At 67.2% G+C, this 16,319-nt stretch carries 16 protein-coding genes; 13 read left to right on the top strand and 3 right to left on the bottom strand.

Annotation, left to right across the window (positions count from 1 at the left end; all coding sequences use genetic code 11):
- The first annotated feature begins 7 nt into the window (after positions 1-7).
- From IAQ70_RS01080 to IAQ70_RS01035, 10 genes are all read left to right on the top strand, one after another.
- Complete coding sequence (locus IAQ70_RS01080; RefSeq protein WP_190987448.1) at positions 8-742, top strand: sirohydrochlorin chelatase; 735 nt, start codon at positions 8-10, stop codon at positions 740-742.
- Positions 743-896: 154 nt separating this feature from the next.
- Positions 897-2,645 (top strand): nitrite/sulfite reductase, encoded by a 1,749-nt coding sequence (locus tag IAQ70_RS01075; RefSeq protein WP_223858585.1) that lies wholly within the window; start codon positions 897-899, stop codon positions 2,643-2,645.
- Positions 2,642-3,433: a phosphoadenylyl-sulfate reductase gene (locus tag IAQ70_RS01070; RefSeq protein WP_190987447.1), complete on the top strand. Its 792-nt coding sequence runs from the start codon at positions 2,642-2,644 to the stop codon at positions 3,431-3,433. Before IAQ70_RS01075 ends, IAQ70_RS01070 begins: the two co-directional genes overlap by 4 nt.
- Positions 3,430-4,377 carry a sulfate adenylyltransferase subunit CysD gene (gene cysD / locus IAQ70_RS01065; protein WP_190987446.1) on the top strand — a complete coding sequence of 316 codons (948 nt, stop codon included), beginning with the start codon at positions 3,430-3,432 and terminating at the stop codon, positions 4,375-4,377. The genes IAQ70_RS01070 and cysD overlap by 4 nt, the downstream gene beginning before the upstream one ends.
- Positions 4,378-5,802 (top strand): sulfate adenylyltransferase subunit 1, encoded by a 1,425-nt coding sequence (locus tag IAQ70_RS01060; protein ID WP_190987445.1) that lies wholly within the window; start codon positions 4,378-4,380, stop codon positions 5,800-5,802. It abuts the gene before it with no gap.
- Positions 5,803-5,947: 145 nt separating this feature from the next.
- Positions 5,948-7,114: an RtcB family protein gene (locus IAQ70_RS01055; protein ID WP_190987444.1), complete on the top strand. Its 1,167-nt coding sequence runs from the start codon at positions 5,948-5,950 to the stop codon at positions 7,112-7,114.
- 133 nt (positions 7,115-7,247) lie between these two features.
- Positions 7,248-8,384: an ABC transporter substrate-binding protein gene (locus tag IAQ70_RS01050; protein WP_190987677.1), complete on the top strand. Its 1,137-nt coding sequence runs from the start codon at positions 7,248-7,250 to the stop codon at positions 8,382-8,384.
- 41 nt (positions 8,385-8,425) lie between these two features.
- Entirely contained in the window at positions 8,426-9,151 is a 726-nt protein-coding gene (locus IAQ70_RS01045) for an ABC transporter ATP-binding protein (protein WP_190987443.1), read from the top strand.
- Entirely contained in the window at positions 9,141-10,103 is a 963-nt protein-coding gene (locus IAQ70_RS01040; RefSeq protein WP_407682551.1) for an ABC transporter permease, read from the top strand. Before IAQ70_RS01045 ends, IAQ70_RS01040 begins: the two co-directional genes overlap by 11 nt.
- A gap of 123 nt (positions 10,104-10,226) precedes the next feature.
- Positions 10,227-10,676 (top strand): SRPBCC family protein, encoded by a 450-nt coding sequence (locus IAQ70_RS01035; RefSeq protein WP_190987441.1) that lies wholly within the window; start codon positions 10,227-10,229, stop codon positions 10,674-10,676.
- Here IAQ70_RS01035 and IAQ70_RS01030 read toward each other — a convergent pair.
- Complete coding sequence (locus IAQ70_RS01030; protein WP_190987440.1) at positions 10,673-11,185, bottom strand: cupin domain-containing protein; 513 nt, start codon at positions 11,183-11,185, stop codon at positions 10,673-10,675. The two genes, IAQ70_RS01035 and IAQ70_RS01030, sit on opposite strands and share 4 nt — an antisense overlap.
- 73 nt (positions 11,186-11,258) lie before the next feature.
- On the opposite strand from IAQ70_RS01030, the gene IAQ70_RS01025 reads away from it, so the two are divergent.
- From IAQ70_RS01025 to IAQ70_RS01015, 3 genes are all read left to right on the top strand, one after another.
- Positions 11,259-11,870 carry a TetR/AcrR family transcriptional regulator gene (locus IAQ70_RS01025; RefSeq protein WP_190987439.1) on the top strand — a complete coding sequence of 204 codons (612 nt, stop codon included), beginning with the start codon at positions 11,259-11,261 and terminating at the stop codon, positions 11,868-11,870.
- Positions 11,871-12,089: 219 nt separating this feature from the next.
- Complete coding sequence (gene cobA / locus IAQ70_RS01020) at positions 12,090-13,379, top strand: uroporphyrinogen-III C-methyltransferase (RefSeq protein ID WP_190987438.1); 1,290 nt, start codon at positions 12,090-12,092, stop codon at positions 13,377-13,379.
- Positions 13,380-13,415: 36 nt separating this feature from the next.
- A complete protein-coding gene (locus tag IAQ70_RS01015; protein ID WP_190987437.1) occupies positions 13,416-14,882 on the top strand; it encodes an FAD-dependent oxidoreductase in 1,467 nt (488 codons plus the stop codon).
- A 134-nt stretch (positions 14,883-15,016) separates the two neighbouring features.
- On the opposite strand, the gene IAQ70_RS01010 is transcribed toward IAQ70_RS01015, so the two are convergent.
- Positions 15,017-15,457: an SRPBCC family protein gene (locus IAQ70_RS01010; RefSeq protein WP_190987436.1), complete on the bottom strand. Its 441-nt coding sequence runs from the start codon at positions 15,455-15,457 to the stop codon at positions 15,017-15,019.
- A gap of 31 nt (positions 15,458-15,488) precedes the next feature.
- Positions 15,489-16,316 carry a DUF1206 domain-containing protein gene (locus IAQ70_RS01005; RefSeq protein WP_190987435.1) on the bottom strand — a complete coding sequence of 276 codons (828 nt, stop codon included), beginning with the start codon at positions 16,314-16,316 and terminating at the stop codon, positions 15,489-15,491.
- Positions 16,317-16,319: the final 3 nt, after the last annotated feature.

The following is a 16,319-nucleotide window of genomic DNA, read 5'->3' as shown; positions in this document are numbered from 1 at the left end:
AGCGGCTATGAACACACCCATCATGGTCGCCTGTGCCCACGGGACATCGAGCCCGCAGGGCGCGGCCGAGGTCAACGCCCTGCGCGCCGCAATTGCCGCACTCCGCCCGGGCCTGGACGTGCGGGAAGCCTACGTGGACGTCCAGCAGCCGGATCTCGTGGACGTGGTGGCGGGCCTGCCCGAAGGTGCCGGGGCCGTGGTCGTACCCTTGCTGCTGAGTGTGGGCTACCACGTCAAGGTGGACATCGCGCGGGCGGTGAAGAGCCGCCCGGGGACCCTTGCCGCCGGGCCGCTGGGCCCCGATCCAAGGCTCGCGGCCCTGCTGGACCAGCGCCTCCGCGAGGCCGGCGTCACGGACCGCGACTCGATTGTCCTCGCCGCTGCGGGGTCCTCCAATCCGAACGCCGCCATCAGCGTGGAGGAGCTTGGCGGTCAGCTCCGGGAGCTGCGGCGTAACCGGATTGAGCCCGCCTACGGTGCCTCAGCCAAGCCGTCAGTGTCCGACGCCGTCGCCATGCTTCGCGAGGAAGCGGCAGGGGGTGCCGGGGCGGGGGAGTCCGCGGGGGCTGTTGACCTCCGCGGCCGCGTGGTGATTGCGTCCTACCTCCTCGCGCCGGGCTTCTTCCACGACCAGCTGGCCAAGGCGGGCGCCGACCTCGTGACGGAACCCTTGCTGCCCTCCGCCGTGCTCGCCGAGATTGCGCTGGAACGGTTCGACGCCGCCGTCGCGCGCGGTCAGTAGCGGCGCCCCGGCGCCCTGAATACAAAGGCCCGGCGAATCACAGGAAGCGGGCTTCTTCAAGGCTCACCGGCGGTTCGTGACGAAATGTTTCCCTAGGTGACTCAGGGTTTCCCGACCCTTTGTGACGCAATTGTGGGCAACCTACAGTCGATGCATGACTGATACAGCTCTAGCCGGAGCGTCCGCGGACCCCGCAGCCGCCAAGCGCCCCGCACGCACGTCCAGCCGCCCCGCTGCAAAGCCGCACGGGCAGTGGAAAGTGGACGGGAAAACCCCGCTGAACGCCAACGAAACCTGGAAGCAGGAAGACGACGGCCTCAACGTCCGCGAGCGTATCGAGACGATCTACGCCAAGGACGGCTTCGACGCCATCCCCAGCCAGGACCTCCACGGCCGCTTCCGCTGGTGGGGGCTGTACACCCAGCGCAAGCCCGGGATCGACGGCGGCAAGACCGCAACGCTCGAGCCGCACGAGCTCGAAGACAAGTACTTCATGCTCCGTGTCAGGATCGACGGCGGCGCGCTCACCACCGAGCAACTGCGCGTCATCGGCCAGATTTCCGTGGACTTTGCCCGGGACTCCGCCGACCTCACCGACCGCCAGAACATCCAGCTGCACTGGATCCGGGTGGAGGACATCCCCGAGATCTGGAACCGGCTCGAAGGTGTGGGCCTGTCCACCACCGAGGCCTGCGGCGACGTTCCCCGCGTCATCCTGGGCTCGCCCGTGGCCGGCATCGCCAAGGACGAAATCATCGACCCCACCCCGCTCATCGCTGAGCTGGGGGAGCGGTTCATCGGCAACCCGCTGCTGTCCAACCTGCCGCGCAAATACAAGACCGCCATCACCGGCCACCCCAGCCAGGACGTGGTCCATGAGATCAACGACTTCGGCCTGGTGGGCATGGTCCACCCCGAGCTGGGCGTCGGCTATGACCTCTGGGTGGGCGGTGCGCTTTCCACCAATCCGATGCTGGCCAAGCGCCTCGGGGCCTTCGTCCGGCCGGAGGAAGCCGCCGACGTGTGGCTCGGCGTCACCAGCATCTTCCGCGACTACGGCTACCGCCGCATGCGCACCAAGGCCCGGCTGAAGTTCCTGCTGGCCGACTGGGGCCCGGCGAAGTTCCGCCAGATCCTCGAGGACGAGTACCTCGGCTACAAGCTGGCCGACGGCCCGGCCGCGCCCAAGCCCACCACCCCCGGCGACCACATCGGCGTGCACGAACAGAAGGACGGCAAGTTCTTCATCGGTGCCACCCCGCTGGCCGGCCGCCTCTCCGGCGCACAGTTGGTAAAGCTCGCCGACACCCTCGAAGCGGCCGGCTCCTACCGCCTGCGCACCACCCCGCACCAGAAGCTGGTGGTCCTGGACGTCGCGAAGGACCAGGTTGAACCGCTGGTGGCTGAGCTTGACGCCCTGGGCCTGTCCGCCCGCCCGTCGGTGTTCCGCCGCGGCACCATCGCCTGCACGGGCATCGAATACTGCAAGCTGGCCATCGTGGAAACCAAGGTCACCGCCGCCACCGCCGTTGCCGACCTGGAACGCCGCCTGGCGGACCTCGCCACTTCCGGCGAACTGCCGCACGCACTGTCCCTCCACATCAACGGCTGCCCCAACTCCTGCGCCCGCATCCAGACCGCGGACATCGGCCTGAAGGGCATGATGCTGCCAACGCCCGACGGCGATCCCTCCCCGGGATTCCAGGTCCACCTGGGCGGCGGGCTGGCTTCGTCGGACCGCGAGGAGGCAGGGCTGGGGCGCACCGTCCGCGGCCTCAAGGTGTACGTCGAGGACCTGCCGGACTATGTGGAGCGCGTGGTGCGCACTTTCGTGGCCCAGCGCGCCGAAGGCCAGACCTTCGCCGAATGGGCCCACGCAGCAGACGAGGAGGCCCTCCAGTGAGCAAACACGCGCTGGGAGTAGATCCAGTGGTTGCACCGGCCGAGGCCACCGCGCAGGTTGAGGCCACGGCGGCATCGCCCGCCAACACCCTCCGCTCGCACGATGAACTCAAGGCCCTCGCCGAGTCCGGCGCCGCCGAGCTCGGCTGGGACGCCCCGGCCCGCGACGTGATCGCCTGGGTGGAGCGCAACTTCGATCTGCCCGCCGTCGCCGTCGCGTGTTCCATGGCCGACGCCGTCCTCCCGGCCCTGGTCGCTGACCAGATGCCCGGCGTCGACGTCCTGTTCCTCGAGACCGGCTACCACTTCCCGGAGACCTACGCCACGCGGAATGAAGTGGCCGCGAACCTGCGCGTCAACGTGGTGGACGTACTGCCCGAAAACACAGTGGAGCAGCAGGACCGGCTCCTGGGCAAGGACCTCTTCGCCCGGGACGCGGCCCAGTGCTGCGCCCTCCGCAAGGTGGCCCCGCTGCGCCGCACCCTGGCCGGCTACGAACTCTGGTTCACCGGCGTCCGCCGCGACGAGGCCCCCACCCGGACCAACACGCCGCTGGTGACCTGGGATGAGGCCAACGGCCTGGTCAAGGTCAACCCCGTCGCTGCATGGACGTTCGACCAGCTGGTCCAGTACTCCGACGACAACCTCCTGCCCGTCAACCCGCTGCTTTCCCAGGGTTATCCCTCCATTGGCTGCCAGCCCTGCACCCGCAAGGTGGCGCCCGGCGATGACCCCCGCGCCGGCCGCTGGGCAGGTTCCGACAAGACAGAATGCGGACTACACGTATGAGCACTTTCCTAACTGAGGAGACCACCCAGGTGACTGAAGCTGCCGTCTCCACGCGCCTCTCCAGCCTGGACGCCCTCGAGTCCGAAGCGATCCACATCATCCGCGAAGTCGTGGCCGAGTTCGAGAAGCCTGCGCTGCTGTTCTCCGGCGGCAAGGACTCCGTGGTGATGCTGCACCTGGCCACCAAGGCGTTCTGGCCGGGCAAGGTTCCGTTCCCTGTCCTGCACGTGGACACCGGGCACAACTTCCCCGAGGTCATCGACTTCCGCGACCGGACGGTGGACCGGCTGGGACTGAAGCTCGTCGTCGGTAGCGTCCAGGAGTTCATCGACCGCGGTGAGCTGACCGAACGCGCGGACGGCACCCGCAACCCGCTGCAGACCGTGCCGCTGCTGGACGCCATCCAGCAGAACAAGTTCGACGCCGTGTTCGGCGGCGGCCGCCGCGACGAGGACAAGGCCCGCGCCAAGGAGCGCATCCTGAGCCTCCGCGACGAGTTCGGCCAGTGGGACCCGCGGAACCAGCGCCCCGAGCTGTGGAACCTGTACAACGGCCGCCACACCGTGGGCCAGCACGTCCGCGCATTCCCCATCAGCAACTGGACCGAGCTGGACATCTGGCGCTACATCGAACGCGAGAACATCGAGCTGCCCGGCCTCTACTACGCCCACGACCGCGAAGTCTTTGCCCGCGACGGCATGTGGCGGGCAGTCGGCGAGGTCTCCCAGCCGCTGCCGCACGAGGAAGTCATCACCAAGACGGTCCGCTACCGCACCGTGGGCGACATGTCCTGCACCGGTGCGGTGGAATCGGACGCAGCCACCGTGAGCGACGTTGTGATCGAAGTTGCCGCCTCCACCATCACCGAACGTGGCGCCACCCGCGCAGATGACCGCATCTCCGAGGCCGCCATGGAAGACCGCAAGAAGGATGGGTATTTCTAAATGACCACCGAAGCAGTTCTCCCGGCGGATCTGGAAACAGCCCTGCCCACCACCCTTTTCCGCTTCGCCACCGCAGGATCGGTCGACGACGGGAAGTCCACTTTGGTGGGCCGCCTCCTGCACGACTCCAAGGCGATCCTCGCTGACACGCTCGACGCCGTTGCCCGCACTTCGTCCGACCGCGGCTTCGGCGGCGAGAAGGGCGGGATCGACCTCGCCCTACTGACCGACGGCCTGCGCGCCGAGCGCGAGCAGGGCATCACCATCGACGTCGCCTACCGGTACTTCGCCACGGACCGCCGCAGCTTCATCCTCGCCGACTGCCCCGGGCACGTGCAGTACACCAAAAACACGGTGACCGGCGCGTCCACGGCGGATGCCGTCGTCGTACTCATTGACGCCCGCAAGGGTGTCCTCGAGCAGACCCGCCGGCACCTGTCCGTGCTGCAGCTGCTGCGCGTGGCGCACGTGATTGTGGCCGTGAACAAGATCGACCTGGTGGACTTCAGCGAGGCCGTCTTCCGTGAGATCCAGGCGGACGTGCAGAAGGTTGCGCGGGAACTGGGCATCGGCTCCGCCGAACTGGGCACCGCAGACCACATCGACGACCTGCTGGTGATTCCGGTGTCCGCCCTCGACGGCGACAACGTGGTGGACCGTTCCGAGCGGACCCCCTGGTACGACGGCCCGGCCCTGCTGGAGGTCCTCGAAACCTTGCCGGCCGCCGATGAGATCGACACGCAGCTGGAGAGCTTCCGGTTCCCCGTGCAGCTGGTCATCCGGCCACAGGGCGCGCTGGCCCCCGACGCCGTGGCCGCCGGCCTGGACGTGGAGGCCTTCCGCGACTACCGTGCGTACGCCGGCCAGATCACCGAGGGCTCCGTGAAGGTGGGGGACAAGGTTTCGGTGCTGACCCCGGGCCAGGATCCGCGCACGACGACGGTGGCTGGCATCGATTTCGCCGGGGAGTCCCTGCAGGAAGCGTTCGCCCCGCAGTCCGTGGCAATCCGGCTGGCGGACGAGTTCGACGTCGCCCGCGGTGACACGATCGCCGCCGCCGGCACTGTCCGCGAAGCCTCAGCCGACCTGTACGCCGCTCTGTGCTGGCTCTCGCCCAAGCCGCTGCGGGAAGGTGCCAAGGTGCTGGTCAAGCACGGCACCCGCACCGTCCAGGCGCTGGTCCGCAGCGTCAGCGGCAAGCTCGACCTGGCCAGCTTCAAGCTTGAAGGCGCATCCAGCCTGGAACTCAACGACATCGGCCACGCACAGCTCCGGCTCGCCGCGCCCCTGCCGCTGGAGAACTACCTGCACCACCGCCGCACCGGCGCGTTCCTGGTGATCGACCCACAGGACGGCAACACGCTGGCAGCCGGCCTGGTCAAGGACCACCCGGGCGACCACGAGGACGAGCGCTACTCCATCTAAGCGCCGAGGTCGCCGGAAACGTGCGGGATCGCCGGAATTGCCCGGCGATCCCGCACGTTTCCGGCGATTTCGCGGTTCGGGACCTCCCGCAGCCCTTGCCACGCCTCGTTCAGCCCACCATCATCGGGAGTGGGAGGGCAGACTGTTGGAAACCATCACCAGCAAGCTCATCAACTGGGCCTCAATCCTGGACGAGAAGACCCGCGCGCAGGCCGTGGCCACCTCCACGCTGCCGTTCATCTACCCGCACCTTGCCCTGATGCCGGACGCCCACCTGGGCAAGGGAGCCACCGTGGGCTCGGTAATTCCCACCCTGCACGCGATCATTCCGGCAGCCGTGGGCGTGGACATCGGCTGCGGCATGATCGCCGTCCGCACCCAGTACTCGGTGCAGGACCTTCCCAAGGACCGGAAACGGCTGCGCGAGGACATCGAACGGGCCATCCCGCTGTCCGCCGGCCACAACAACCGGACGGTCAAGGCCACCGCCGAGCCGCGGATCGCCGAACTCAGGAAGCTGGCTGCCAAAGCCGGCTTCAACCCTGCCCAGTACGTCGCAAAGTGGGAGCTGCAGCTGGGCTCCCTGGGCTCGGGCAACCACTTCATCGAGGTGTCCGCCGACGAATCCGACGCCGTCTGGCTGTTCCTGCACTCCGGCTCGCGCGGCGTCGGCAACAAGATCGCCCAGCATCACATCGGCGTCGCGCAGCAGGTCAACCGGAAGCGTGGCACCAGGCTGCCGGACCCGGACCTCGCCTACCTGGAGGAAGGCACTTCCGAATTTGACCGGTACATCAAAGAGCTGCGGTGGGCCCAGCATTTCGCGTTGCTGAACCGCGAGGAAATGATGGACCGCGTCATCACGCAGTTCGGCCACTGGGTGGGCGGCCCCGTCACGGAACGCGAACGGATCAACTGCCACCACAACTTCACCCGGCAGGAAACCCACTACGGGAAGTCCCTGTGGGTGTCGCGCAAGGGGGCCATCAGGGCCGAGCACGGCGATCCCGGACTGATTCCCGGATCCATGGGAACGGCGTCGTACGTTGTGGAGGGCCTGGGCAACCCTGTCTCGCTCAATTCCTCCCCGCACGGCGCCGGCCGGGAGTATTCCAGGACGGCCGCGCGCAAGACTTTCTCGCTGGCTGAGCTGAAGACGGCCATGCAGGGAATCGAGTTCCGGGCCACGGAGGCGTTTATCGATGAGATTCCGGCGGCGTACAAACCCATCGACCAGGTGATGCACGATGCCGCTGACCTGGTCAAGGTCCGCCACAAACTGCGTCAGCTGATCAACGTTAAAGGGGACTGAACCGGCCGCGTTGTGGATTCAACGCGGTGCGGAATGTGACGCCGCGTGAACCCGCGTGACCCCCCGTTTCTGCTTCATTGAATGGGTTTATGTCACTCCCTATGGTGAAACAATGACAAGTTCCAAGCCCGGGATGACCCGCATCGTGGCAGGCGAAAGCGCTGTACCCCAGCGCAAGCGTGCCGTCGAGGCTGCCCTGGCCATCGGGCTGGTTTTGCTGATCGCTTTTGGCGCCGTGGTGGCGTCCAACATTTCCCGGGACTCGTCCGCTGAGGCCGCGCCGGCGGCCACACCGGCTGACGAGCTGAAGCTGGGCTACTTCGGAAACCTGACCCACGCTCCCGCGCTGGTGGGTGTGAAACAGGGAATCCTCGCCCGCAACCTGGGCAGCACCAGGCTCGGCACCGAAACGTTCAACGCCGGGCCCGCCGCGATCGAGGCACTGAACGCCGGCGCCATCGACGCCGCCTACATAGGCCCGAATCCGGCCATCAACTCGTTCGTCAAAAGCAGGGGCGAGTCCGTCAGCATCATCGCCGGCGCCGCCGCGGGCGGCGCGCAACTGGTGGTCAAGCCGGGGATCACCTCGGCCGCGGACCTGAAGGGCAAGACCCTGGCGTCCCCGCAGCTTGGCGGCACGCAGGACGTGGCGCTGCGCGCGTGGCTGTCGTCGCAGGGTTACAAAACGAACGTGGACGGCAGCGGCGACGTCGCCATCAATCCCACGGACAACGCCCAGACGCTGAAGCTGTTCCAGGATGGAAAGCTCGACGGCGCGTGGTTGCCTGAGCCGTGGGCGTCCCGTTTGGTGTTGACCGCCGGGGCCAAGGTCCTGGTGGATGAAAAGGACCTGTGGGACGGCTCCCTTTCCGGCAAGGCCGGCGAGTTCCCCACCACCATCCTGATTGTGAACAAGAAGTTCGCGGCCGAACACCCGGACACGGTGAAGGCCCTCCTGCGCGGCCATGTCGAGTCAGTAGCCTGGCTGAACAACGCACCCGCCGCGGAAAAGACGGACGTCATCAACTCCGCCCTGCAGGAATCGGCCGGCGCTGCACTCCCCGCCGATGTCCTTGAGCGGTCCCTGCAGAACGTCATTTTTACCGTTGACCCGCTCGCCGGAACGTACCCCAAACTACTCAAGGACGGGGCAGACGCAGGCACCACCAAGCAGGCGGACATCACCGGCCTGTTCGACCTCCGCGCCCTGAACGAAGTCATCGGAACTGCCGGCCAGCGGATCTCCGCCGCGCACCTCGGCCAGGACTGACCTCGCCGCCAAGGCACCCTCACCAACCTAAGGACGGGACCATGCCAGTCGTACTGGAACAGCTGGGCAAGCGCTTCGGCGACGGCGCCCCGGTGCTGGAGGACGTCAACGCCACCATCGCCTCGGGCGAGTTCGTCGCCCTCCTCGGCGCCTCCGGCTGCGGCAAATCCACCCTCCTGAACATCATGGCGGGACTGGAGGCACCGACGTCGGGCGCCCTCGAAGTACCCAGCGACGGCGCAGCATTCATGTTCCAGGACGCCGCCCTTTTCCCCTGGCTCACCGCGCGGGAAAACATCGAACTTGCCCTCAAGCTGCGCGGCCTGGGAAAAGCTGAACGCCGTGTCAAGGCCGATGAACTCCTCGAGCTGGTCCACCTCGGCGAGGCGGGGGACAAACGCCCGCACGAGCTCTCCGGCGGCATGCGCCAGCGGGTGGCACTGGCCCGGGCGCTGTCGCAGGACCGGCAGCTGCTGCTGATGGATGAACCGTTCGCCGCCCTCGACGCCATCACCCGCGACCTCCTCCACGACGAGCTGGAACGCATCTGGAAGGAAACCGGGCGCACCATCGTTTTTGTCACGCACAACGTCCGCGAGGCCGTGCGGCTGGGGCAGCGTGTGTTGCTGCTGTCGTCCCGCCCCGGGCGGGTGGTCCAGGAGTGGGCCGTCACCGAGGACCACCGAACCGACGCCGGCCTCGCCGGACAGCTGACCGGGGTCATCACCGCCCGGCTCCGGGAGGAGATTCGCCGCCATGCCAAGTAACCCCACCCCGCTCGCGGAGGCCCCGATGTCAACAAGCTCAAGCACCGAGCCGGAGACCCGCAAGGTGCACGCCGCCCTGACCCGCACGTCCACCGGCCACGAGGACCTGCGCGAGCTCGAAGCCGGGCTGGACTCCCTCCAGTCCGACGCCCTGCGCAAGCACCGGATCGACTGGAGCCGGGTGCTCCTGCCCATCGCCGCCCTGGTGGTCCTGGTCCTGGCCTGGCAGTTCTATGTATCGCTCGGCTTCAAGCGCCGCGACCTGGTTCCCGGACCGCTTGACGTGCTTGGCCAGATCGGCGTCCTCTGGGGCGAAGCGAAGCTGCAGGAAGCAGTATGGACGTCGCTGCAGCGCGGGATCGTGGGGTTCCTGATCTCGGTGGCCATCGCTACTCCGGTGGGGCTGCTGCTGGCACAGGTTGCTCCGCTGCGCCGCGCTTTCGGGCCACTTATTTCCGGACTGCAGGTCCTGCCTTCCGTGGCCTGGGTCCCCGCAGCGATCATCTGGTTCGGCCTCACCGACGCCACCGTCTACTTTGTGGTGTTCATGGGCGCCATCCCGTCCATCATCAACGGGCTCATCTCCGGCGTGGACCAGATCCCGCCGCAGTACCGCCGGGTGGGAACGGTTCTGGGCGCGAACCGGCTCCAGATGGCTATCCAGATCATCCTGCCCGCGGCACTTCCGGGGTACCTCAGCGGCCTCAAGCAGGGCTGGGCGTTCTCCTGGCGCTCCCTCATGGCTGCCGAGATCATTGCAGTGGGCGGCACCATCGGCTTCGGCCTGGGCTCGTTGCTGGACCAGGGCCGGGACCTGTCCGACATGGCAATCGTGATGGCAGCCATCCTCCTGATCCTGGCAGTCGGCATCCTGATCGAGCTGCTGGTGTTCGGGCCGATCGAGAAGCGCCTCCTCCGCAGCCGCGGCCTCCTTGCCGGCAGCACCCGCTAAGCCGCACCCCTCAAGAGGCACACAACGCAAGGCCAGAGCCCGACGGCGAGTCCCGCCGTCGGGCTTTGCTGTACCCAACGACGACGGCGAGGGGGTGGGGACAGAGTCTGGCAGACTGGCGCCATGACCGTCAGCTTCGTGTGCCGCACCGAGTCCGCGCTTCCGCGGGAGCGCCTGTTCGATCTCGCCCGCAGCGTGGACGCCCACACTGAGTCCCAAAAGGGCGCCGGCGAGCGAGCCGTTGGCGGGGTCACGTCGGGGCTGATCGGAGACGGCCAGGAGGTGACCTGGCGGGCCCGGCATTTCGGCGTCCCGCTGCGGATGACCAGCCGCATCACCTCGCTGGACTTCCCCAATGCCTTCACTGATGAGCAGGTCAAGGGCCCGTTCAAGGCCTTCCGCCACGTCCACGAGTTTGAAGCCGCAGTCACTGGCACCGTCATGACGGACCGGGTGGAGTTCACCGCGCCGTTCGGGATTCTGGGCCGCCTCGCCGAAAAGCTGGTGCTGCGCCGGTACCTGGAACGCCTCATCGCTGATAGGGGGATGTTCCTGGCGGTTCCTCAGCCTTAGGGTTCCGGGAACGGCGGCGGGCCGATGATCTCAATTCCTCCGTTGAGGCGGCCGGATTCTCTGATCCGGCCGAAATCCACCTGCCGGCTGCCCCCGGTATCAAGACCGTCAGGGGCAGCGCCGACGGGCTCGCTCGCGCCATCGTAGAAAGCCTGGGCTACTCCGGGCGTCTGCAGGCACAGGATTCGGGTGCCCTCCTGCAAAACTTTGAAGGCGTGCGGGACGCCGCGTGGGGCTATGGCTACGCCGCCTGCTGCGAGCCGGTGCTCCATCCCGTCCATGTTGAACAGGATCTCCCCGGACAGGACGTATAGCGTTTCATCGGACTCCGGATGCGTGTGCAGGGGAGTGACCTTATTGAGGGACATCTCGTCTTCGAACAGAAGGAAGGCGCCTGCGGTGTCGTGCTCGGTGGCCTTCCACGTGTGCACCCCTCCGCCGAAGAACCAGCGTCTGGCTCCTTCGCCAGGCTGGCGCACTATCGCTGATGCTGCATTCCTAGTCTCCATGTTGTTCGCCTCGATGTTCGCACGCACTTATGGGACGGTTGTCCCATAACAAGACTCGAGTACCATAAAGAGCATGTCAAGACCCTACGCAGACGTCGGCCGCACAGGCCAGAAGCGCCGCACCCTGGATGCGCTGGTAGCTGCGGCGCGCCACATCGTGGCATCCGGTGCCACGCCAACCGTGGACGAAGCTGCGCTCGCGGCGGGTGTGGCCAGAAGTACGGCATACCGGTACTTTCCCAGCCAAAGGGAGTTGCTGGCGGCCGCCCACCCTGAGACCGCACGGACGTCGATGCTGCCAGACAATCCGCCGGAAGGTGTCGCTGAACGGCTGGATGCCGTGGTGGTCGAGTTCACCACCATGATCATCGAAACCGAGGCGCAGCAGCGGACCATGTTGCGGCTTTCCCTGCAACCGGCCGAGGGACGGAACCTGCCGTTGCGCCAAGGGCGGGCCATTGGCTGGATCGCGGAGGCGCTTGCTCCTCTTCAGGAAAGCCTCACGGACCACGAGATCCATCAGCTCGTCCTCGCGATCCGCAGTGCCATAGGCATCGAGTCGCTGGTGTGGCTTACGGACATTGGGGGCCTGAGCAGGGATGCCGCGGTTGCGTCGATGCGGTGGTCGGCCAACGCTTTGCTTAACCACGCACTCTCGCAAGGGCCACCTGGAGTCATCCGCTAGCTGCACGCCGGTGGTTCCCCGCCGGCCGGAGTCACCGAACCGGGGCACTTCGACACGGACACGCCGTGGATTGAGCCATTTTGGGCCCGGACTGTAGGCAATGCGGCCCTCGACGGCGCCGGCAACAGCGCACGCGGCTTTATGACGCGGCGTTACCTTACGTGAACGGGTGTTTCCGAGCCGTTGTTGGGCAGTGTGACGCGGCCCTACCGTTGATCCATGGCAATTCAGGATATTTACCCCACCGCGCTGCGGCTCCTCGGCCGTCCCGTGCTGGTGGTGGGCGGCGGCCCGGTGGCTGCCCGCCGCGCCAAGGGACTGCTCGACGCCGGTGCCCGGGTCACCGTCGTGGCTCCCGTTGCCTCCGCCGCGCTCCAGGAACTGGCCGACGCCGGCCTCCTCACCTGGGAGCAGCGCCCGTACCGCCCGGAAGACGTCGACGGCGTCTGGTTCGTTCAGACGGCCACCGGCGATTCCGCCGTGGACACCCAGGTGTCGGCCGACGCCGAAGCGCAGCGCATCTGGTGCGTCAACGCCTCCGACCACGAAGCTTCAGCCGCCTGGACTCCCGCAGTCGCAGTGGTTGATGACGTGCACATTGCAGTGAACGCCGGGGGAGACCCGCGCCGCGCCATGGCCCTGCGCGACGCCGTCGCCACCGCACTGGAAACCGGCGACCTCCCGCTGCGCCGCCGCCGGGCCCACCGCGGTTCCGTGGCCCTGGTGGGCGGCGGACCCGGCGACACCGGCCTGATCACCGTCCGCGGCCGCCGGCTCCTGGGCCAGGCCGACGTTGTGGTTGCCGATCGTCTCGGCCCGCGCGAACTGCTCAACGAACTGGCCCCGGACGTCCGCGTCATCGAGGTGGGCAAGACCCCCGGCCACCATCCCGTGCCGCAGGCCGAGATCAACCGGATCCTCGTGGCCGAAGCGCAGCAGGGCAACCGCGTGGTCCGGCTCAAGGGCGGCGACCCGTACGTCCTGGGCCGTGGCGGTGAGGAAGCCGAATACTGCCGGCACCACGGCGTCGAGGTGGAAGTGGTCTCCGGCGTCACATCCGCGATCTCCGTTCCCGCCGCCGCCGGCATTCCCGTAACGCACCGTGGCCTGGCCAAGGGCTTCAGCGTCGTGACCGGCCACGAGGAGCTCTCCGAGGTCCCCGCCCGGGCCGACCACACTGTGGTGTTGCTCATGGGAGTGGGCCAACTGCGCGAATCGGCGTCCGCTCTGGGCAAAGCCGGGCTGCCTTTGGACACGCCAGTAGGTATCGTGGAGAACGGCTATTTGCCGAATCAGCGCGTGACCATCGGGACGCTCGGGTCCATCGCCGACCAGGCAGAAGCCACCGGCGTCGCCAATCCTGCCGTTATTGTGATCGGCGACGTTGTCCGCGTCAGCCCGTTCGCGCCGTCGCACTTCAAGACAGCGGACTACAGCACCACCACCCCGAACCAGCCCCGCACCACCGCAAGCACCAACCCCAGAACCACCCGCGTCCTCACCCCCTAGCCACACCCACCCGGACCGAAGAAAAGGAACACAGCCGTGTCATCAAGCACCTCCGTAGGATCTGCCGAGCGTCCGCTGCGCGTCGCCGTCGTGGGCTCCGGTCCGGCCGGCGTCTACGCCGCGGACATCCTCACCAAGAGCGAAGCCGTCAAGAGCGGCGAACTGACCGTGAGCATCGACCTCTTTGACCGTTACCCGGCACCCTACGGCCTGATCCGCTACGGCGTTGCCCCGGACCACCCCCGCATCAAGGGCATCGTCAACGCCCTGCACAAGGTGCTGGACCGCGGCGACATCCGCTTCTTCGGCAACGTGGACTACGGCACCGACCTCTCCATCGAGGACCTCCGCACCCACTACGACGCCGTCATCTTCGCCACCGGCGCCATCAAGGACGCGGACCTGAACATCCCGGGCGTCGAGCTGGACGGCTCCTACGGCGGCGCGGACTTCGTCTCCTGGTACGACGGCCACCCGGACGTTTCCCGCGAATGGCCGCTGGACGCCAAGGAAATCGCCGTCATCGGCAACGGCAACGTGGCCCTGGACGTGGCCCGCGTTCTGTCCAAGCACGCCGATGACCTGCTCGTCTCCGAAATCCCGGACAACGTCTACGCCGGCCTGAAGAACTCGCCCGTCACGGACGTGCACGTCTTCGGCCGCCGCGGCCCCGCGCAGGTGAAGTTCACCCCGCTGGAACTGCGCGAGCTGTCCCACTCCAAGGACGTGGACATCGTCCTGTACGCCGAGGACTTCGAGTTCGATGAGGAATCGGACCGCCAGATCCAGAGCAACAACCAGACCAAGACCATGGTGGGAACCCTCACCAACTGGATCGCCGAGCAGCCCGAGGACCTCTCCGAGCTCAAGGCCTCCCGCCGCCTGCACCTGCACTTCCTGCACAGCCCCGTGGAGATTTACGACGACGCCGAGACGCCGGGCAAGGTCGCCGGCATGAAGTTCGAGCGCACCGAACTGGACGGTACCGGCAACGCCCGCGGCACCGGCGAGTTCGTTGACTACCCTGTCCAGGCCGTCTACCGCGCCATCGGCTACTTTGGTTCGGCGCTGCCGGAAATCGAGTTCGACCACAAGAAGGGCGTTGTCCCGAACGACGGCGGACGCGTCCTGGATGCCTCCGGAACCCACGTGCCGGGCATCTACGCCACCGGCTGGATCAAGCGCGGCCCGGTGGGCCTGATCGGCCACACCAAGGGCGACGCCCTCGAGACCGTGACCTACCTGCTGGAAGACCGCGGGAACCTGCCCGTGGCGCAGACGCCCGAGGCGGACGCCGTCGTCGAACTCCTCGACTCCCGCGGCGTGAAGTTCACCAGCTGGGAAGGCTGGCTGGCGCTGGACGCCCACGAACTCGCCCTGGGTGCGGCGGCCACCGAGGCCGGCGGATCCCACGGGGTTGAGGTCAAGCGCGAGCGCATCAAGGTGGTGCCGCGCGAGGACATGGTCAACATTTCCCGCGACGGCGTCACCGCCGCGGTCTAGCCGGTAACCCGGTCAACCAACGCGGGGTCACTCCCTGTCCAATAAGACGTCACCATCGGACAGGGAGTGACTTCGCGTTGCTTTAAGCCCCACGTTGCTTTAAGCCTGTGTTGCTTTACGCGCCGCGTTGCTTTCTAGCTCCCCGCCCCGCCTGCGGCCATCAGTTCGAGCCGCTTGAGCGTCTCGGTGTTGCGCGTGCCGATCAGCACGTCGCGCACCGCCTTGGGTATCAGTTTGCCGGGGCCGCGGATGGCGTCCTCGGCGATGGTGACCCGGCTTTGGGTGCCCAGGTCTTCCACCGTGATCAGCACTTTGGCTTCGCCGATCGGCCACCCTCGTGCCACCAGTTCCAGTGAGCGGCCGGGCTCGACAGCGGTCACTCGGCTGCTGTCGTCAATCACCAGCGGCCAGGCGCCGACGGAGTGGTGCAGCCTGGCCCCGGCTTCGGGCCAGTGGGCGTCAACGGCCCGGATCCTCGAGGCGCCCACCACCCAGCCGGAGTACAGCCATCCGTCGGCGATCACCCTCCAGACGTCCTCGGCCGGTGAGCTAAATACGCGGGAAACGGTTGACATGGCTTTCCTTCCTTTCGGTGGTGCGAAAAGGTTACATCCGGCCGAACCGGGCGCGGACCAGGGCGAATACGCCGTAGCAGATGAAACCGGCCCCGATTGCAACGAGCAGGTGAGGGCCAAACGGGTGGTCGCGGAGCGCCTTCAGGCTCCCGTCCAGCCCTGTGGACTCTTGGGGGCTGTGTTTCGCCGCCGCGATGACGAAGAGCAGCCCGGCGAGATTCAAAGCGATGCCCTTGGCCATGTGTCCGGTGACGCCCAGGGAGTCGATGAGTCTGCCGCGGCGGGTCCCGTCAAAGTGAAAGAGCTCTTCCTTGAACCCGCGCCGCAGTCCTTTCACCACGAAGTAGACGCCCACCCCCATGATGGTCAGGCCGAGTGCCACCAGGACAGGCAGCCCGAACGGCGTGTTCAGGAGGGCGGTGCTGAAATCGCGTGTGGTGTCGCCCGAATCCCCGCGCAGGCCGACGGCGAACCCGGCAAAAGTCAGCCCTATGCTTCCGTAGGCAACGGCCAGAAAGCCGGAGGAGACCAGCTTTCCGAGCCGCTCCTTGCGGGGCAGGTGCCGGGCGCGGACCGTGGCTTCACTCAACTGCCACAGTCCCAGGCCAGTGCATGCAACCACGCCGGCCCACAGAATGACTGGTCCCCATGGGTTGGCGGCCAACTGCTCGATGGCACCGGTGGCTTCCGCCTCGCCAGGCTGCCCGAAGGCCAGGGCGATGGCGATGGCACCAACAATGATGTGGAGCAGGGCCATCACGGCAAATCCCGAGCGCGCCACAACGTCCAGCGCCTTTGTGTCGGACGCTTCCTCGACGGCGTCTGCCGCTTCGCTGATGCTGGAATCCCCGTCTGCCATGGC

It is taken from the genome of Pseudarthrobacter sulfonivorans (genome assembly GCF_014712225.1).
In the GTDB taxonomy this organism is placed as follows: Bacteria; Actinomycetota; Actinomycetes; order Actinomycetales; family Micrococcaceae; genus Arthrobacter; species Arthrobacter sulfonivorans.
The sequence above is the reverse complement of the archived record's forward strand: the minus strand, read 5'-3'. Positions and strand labels throughout refer to the sequence as shown.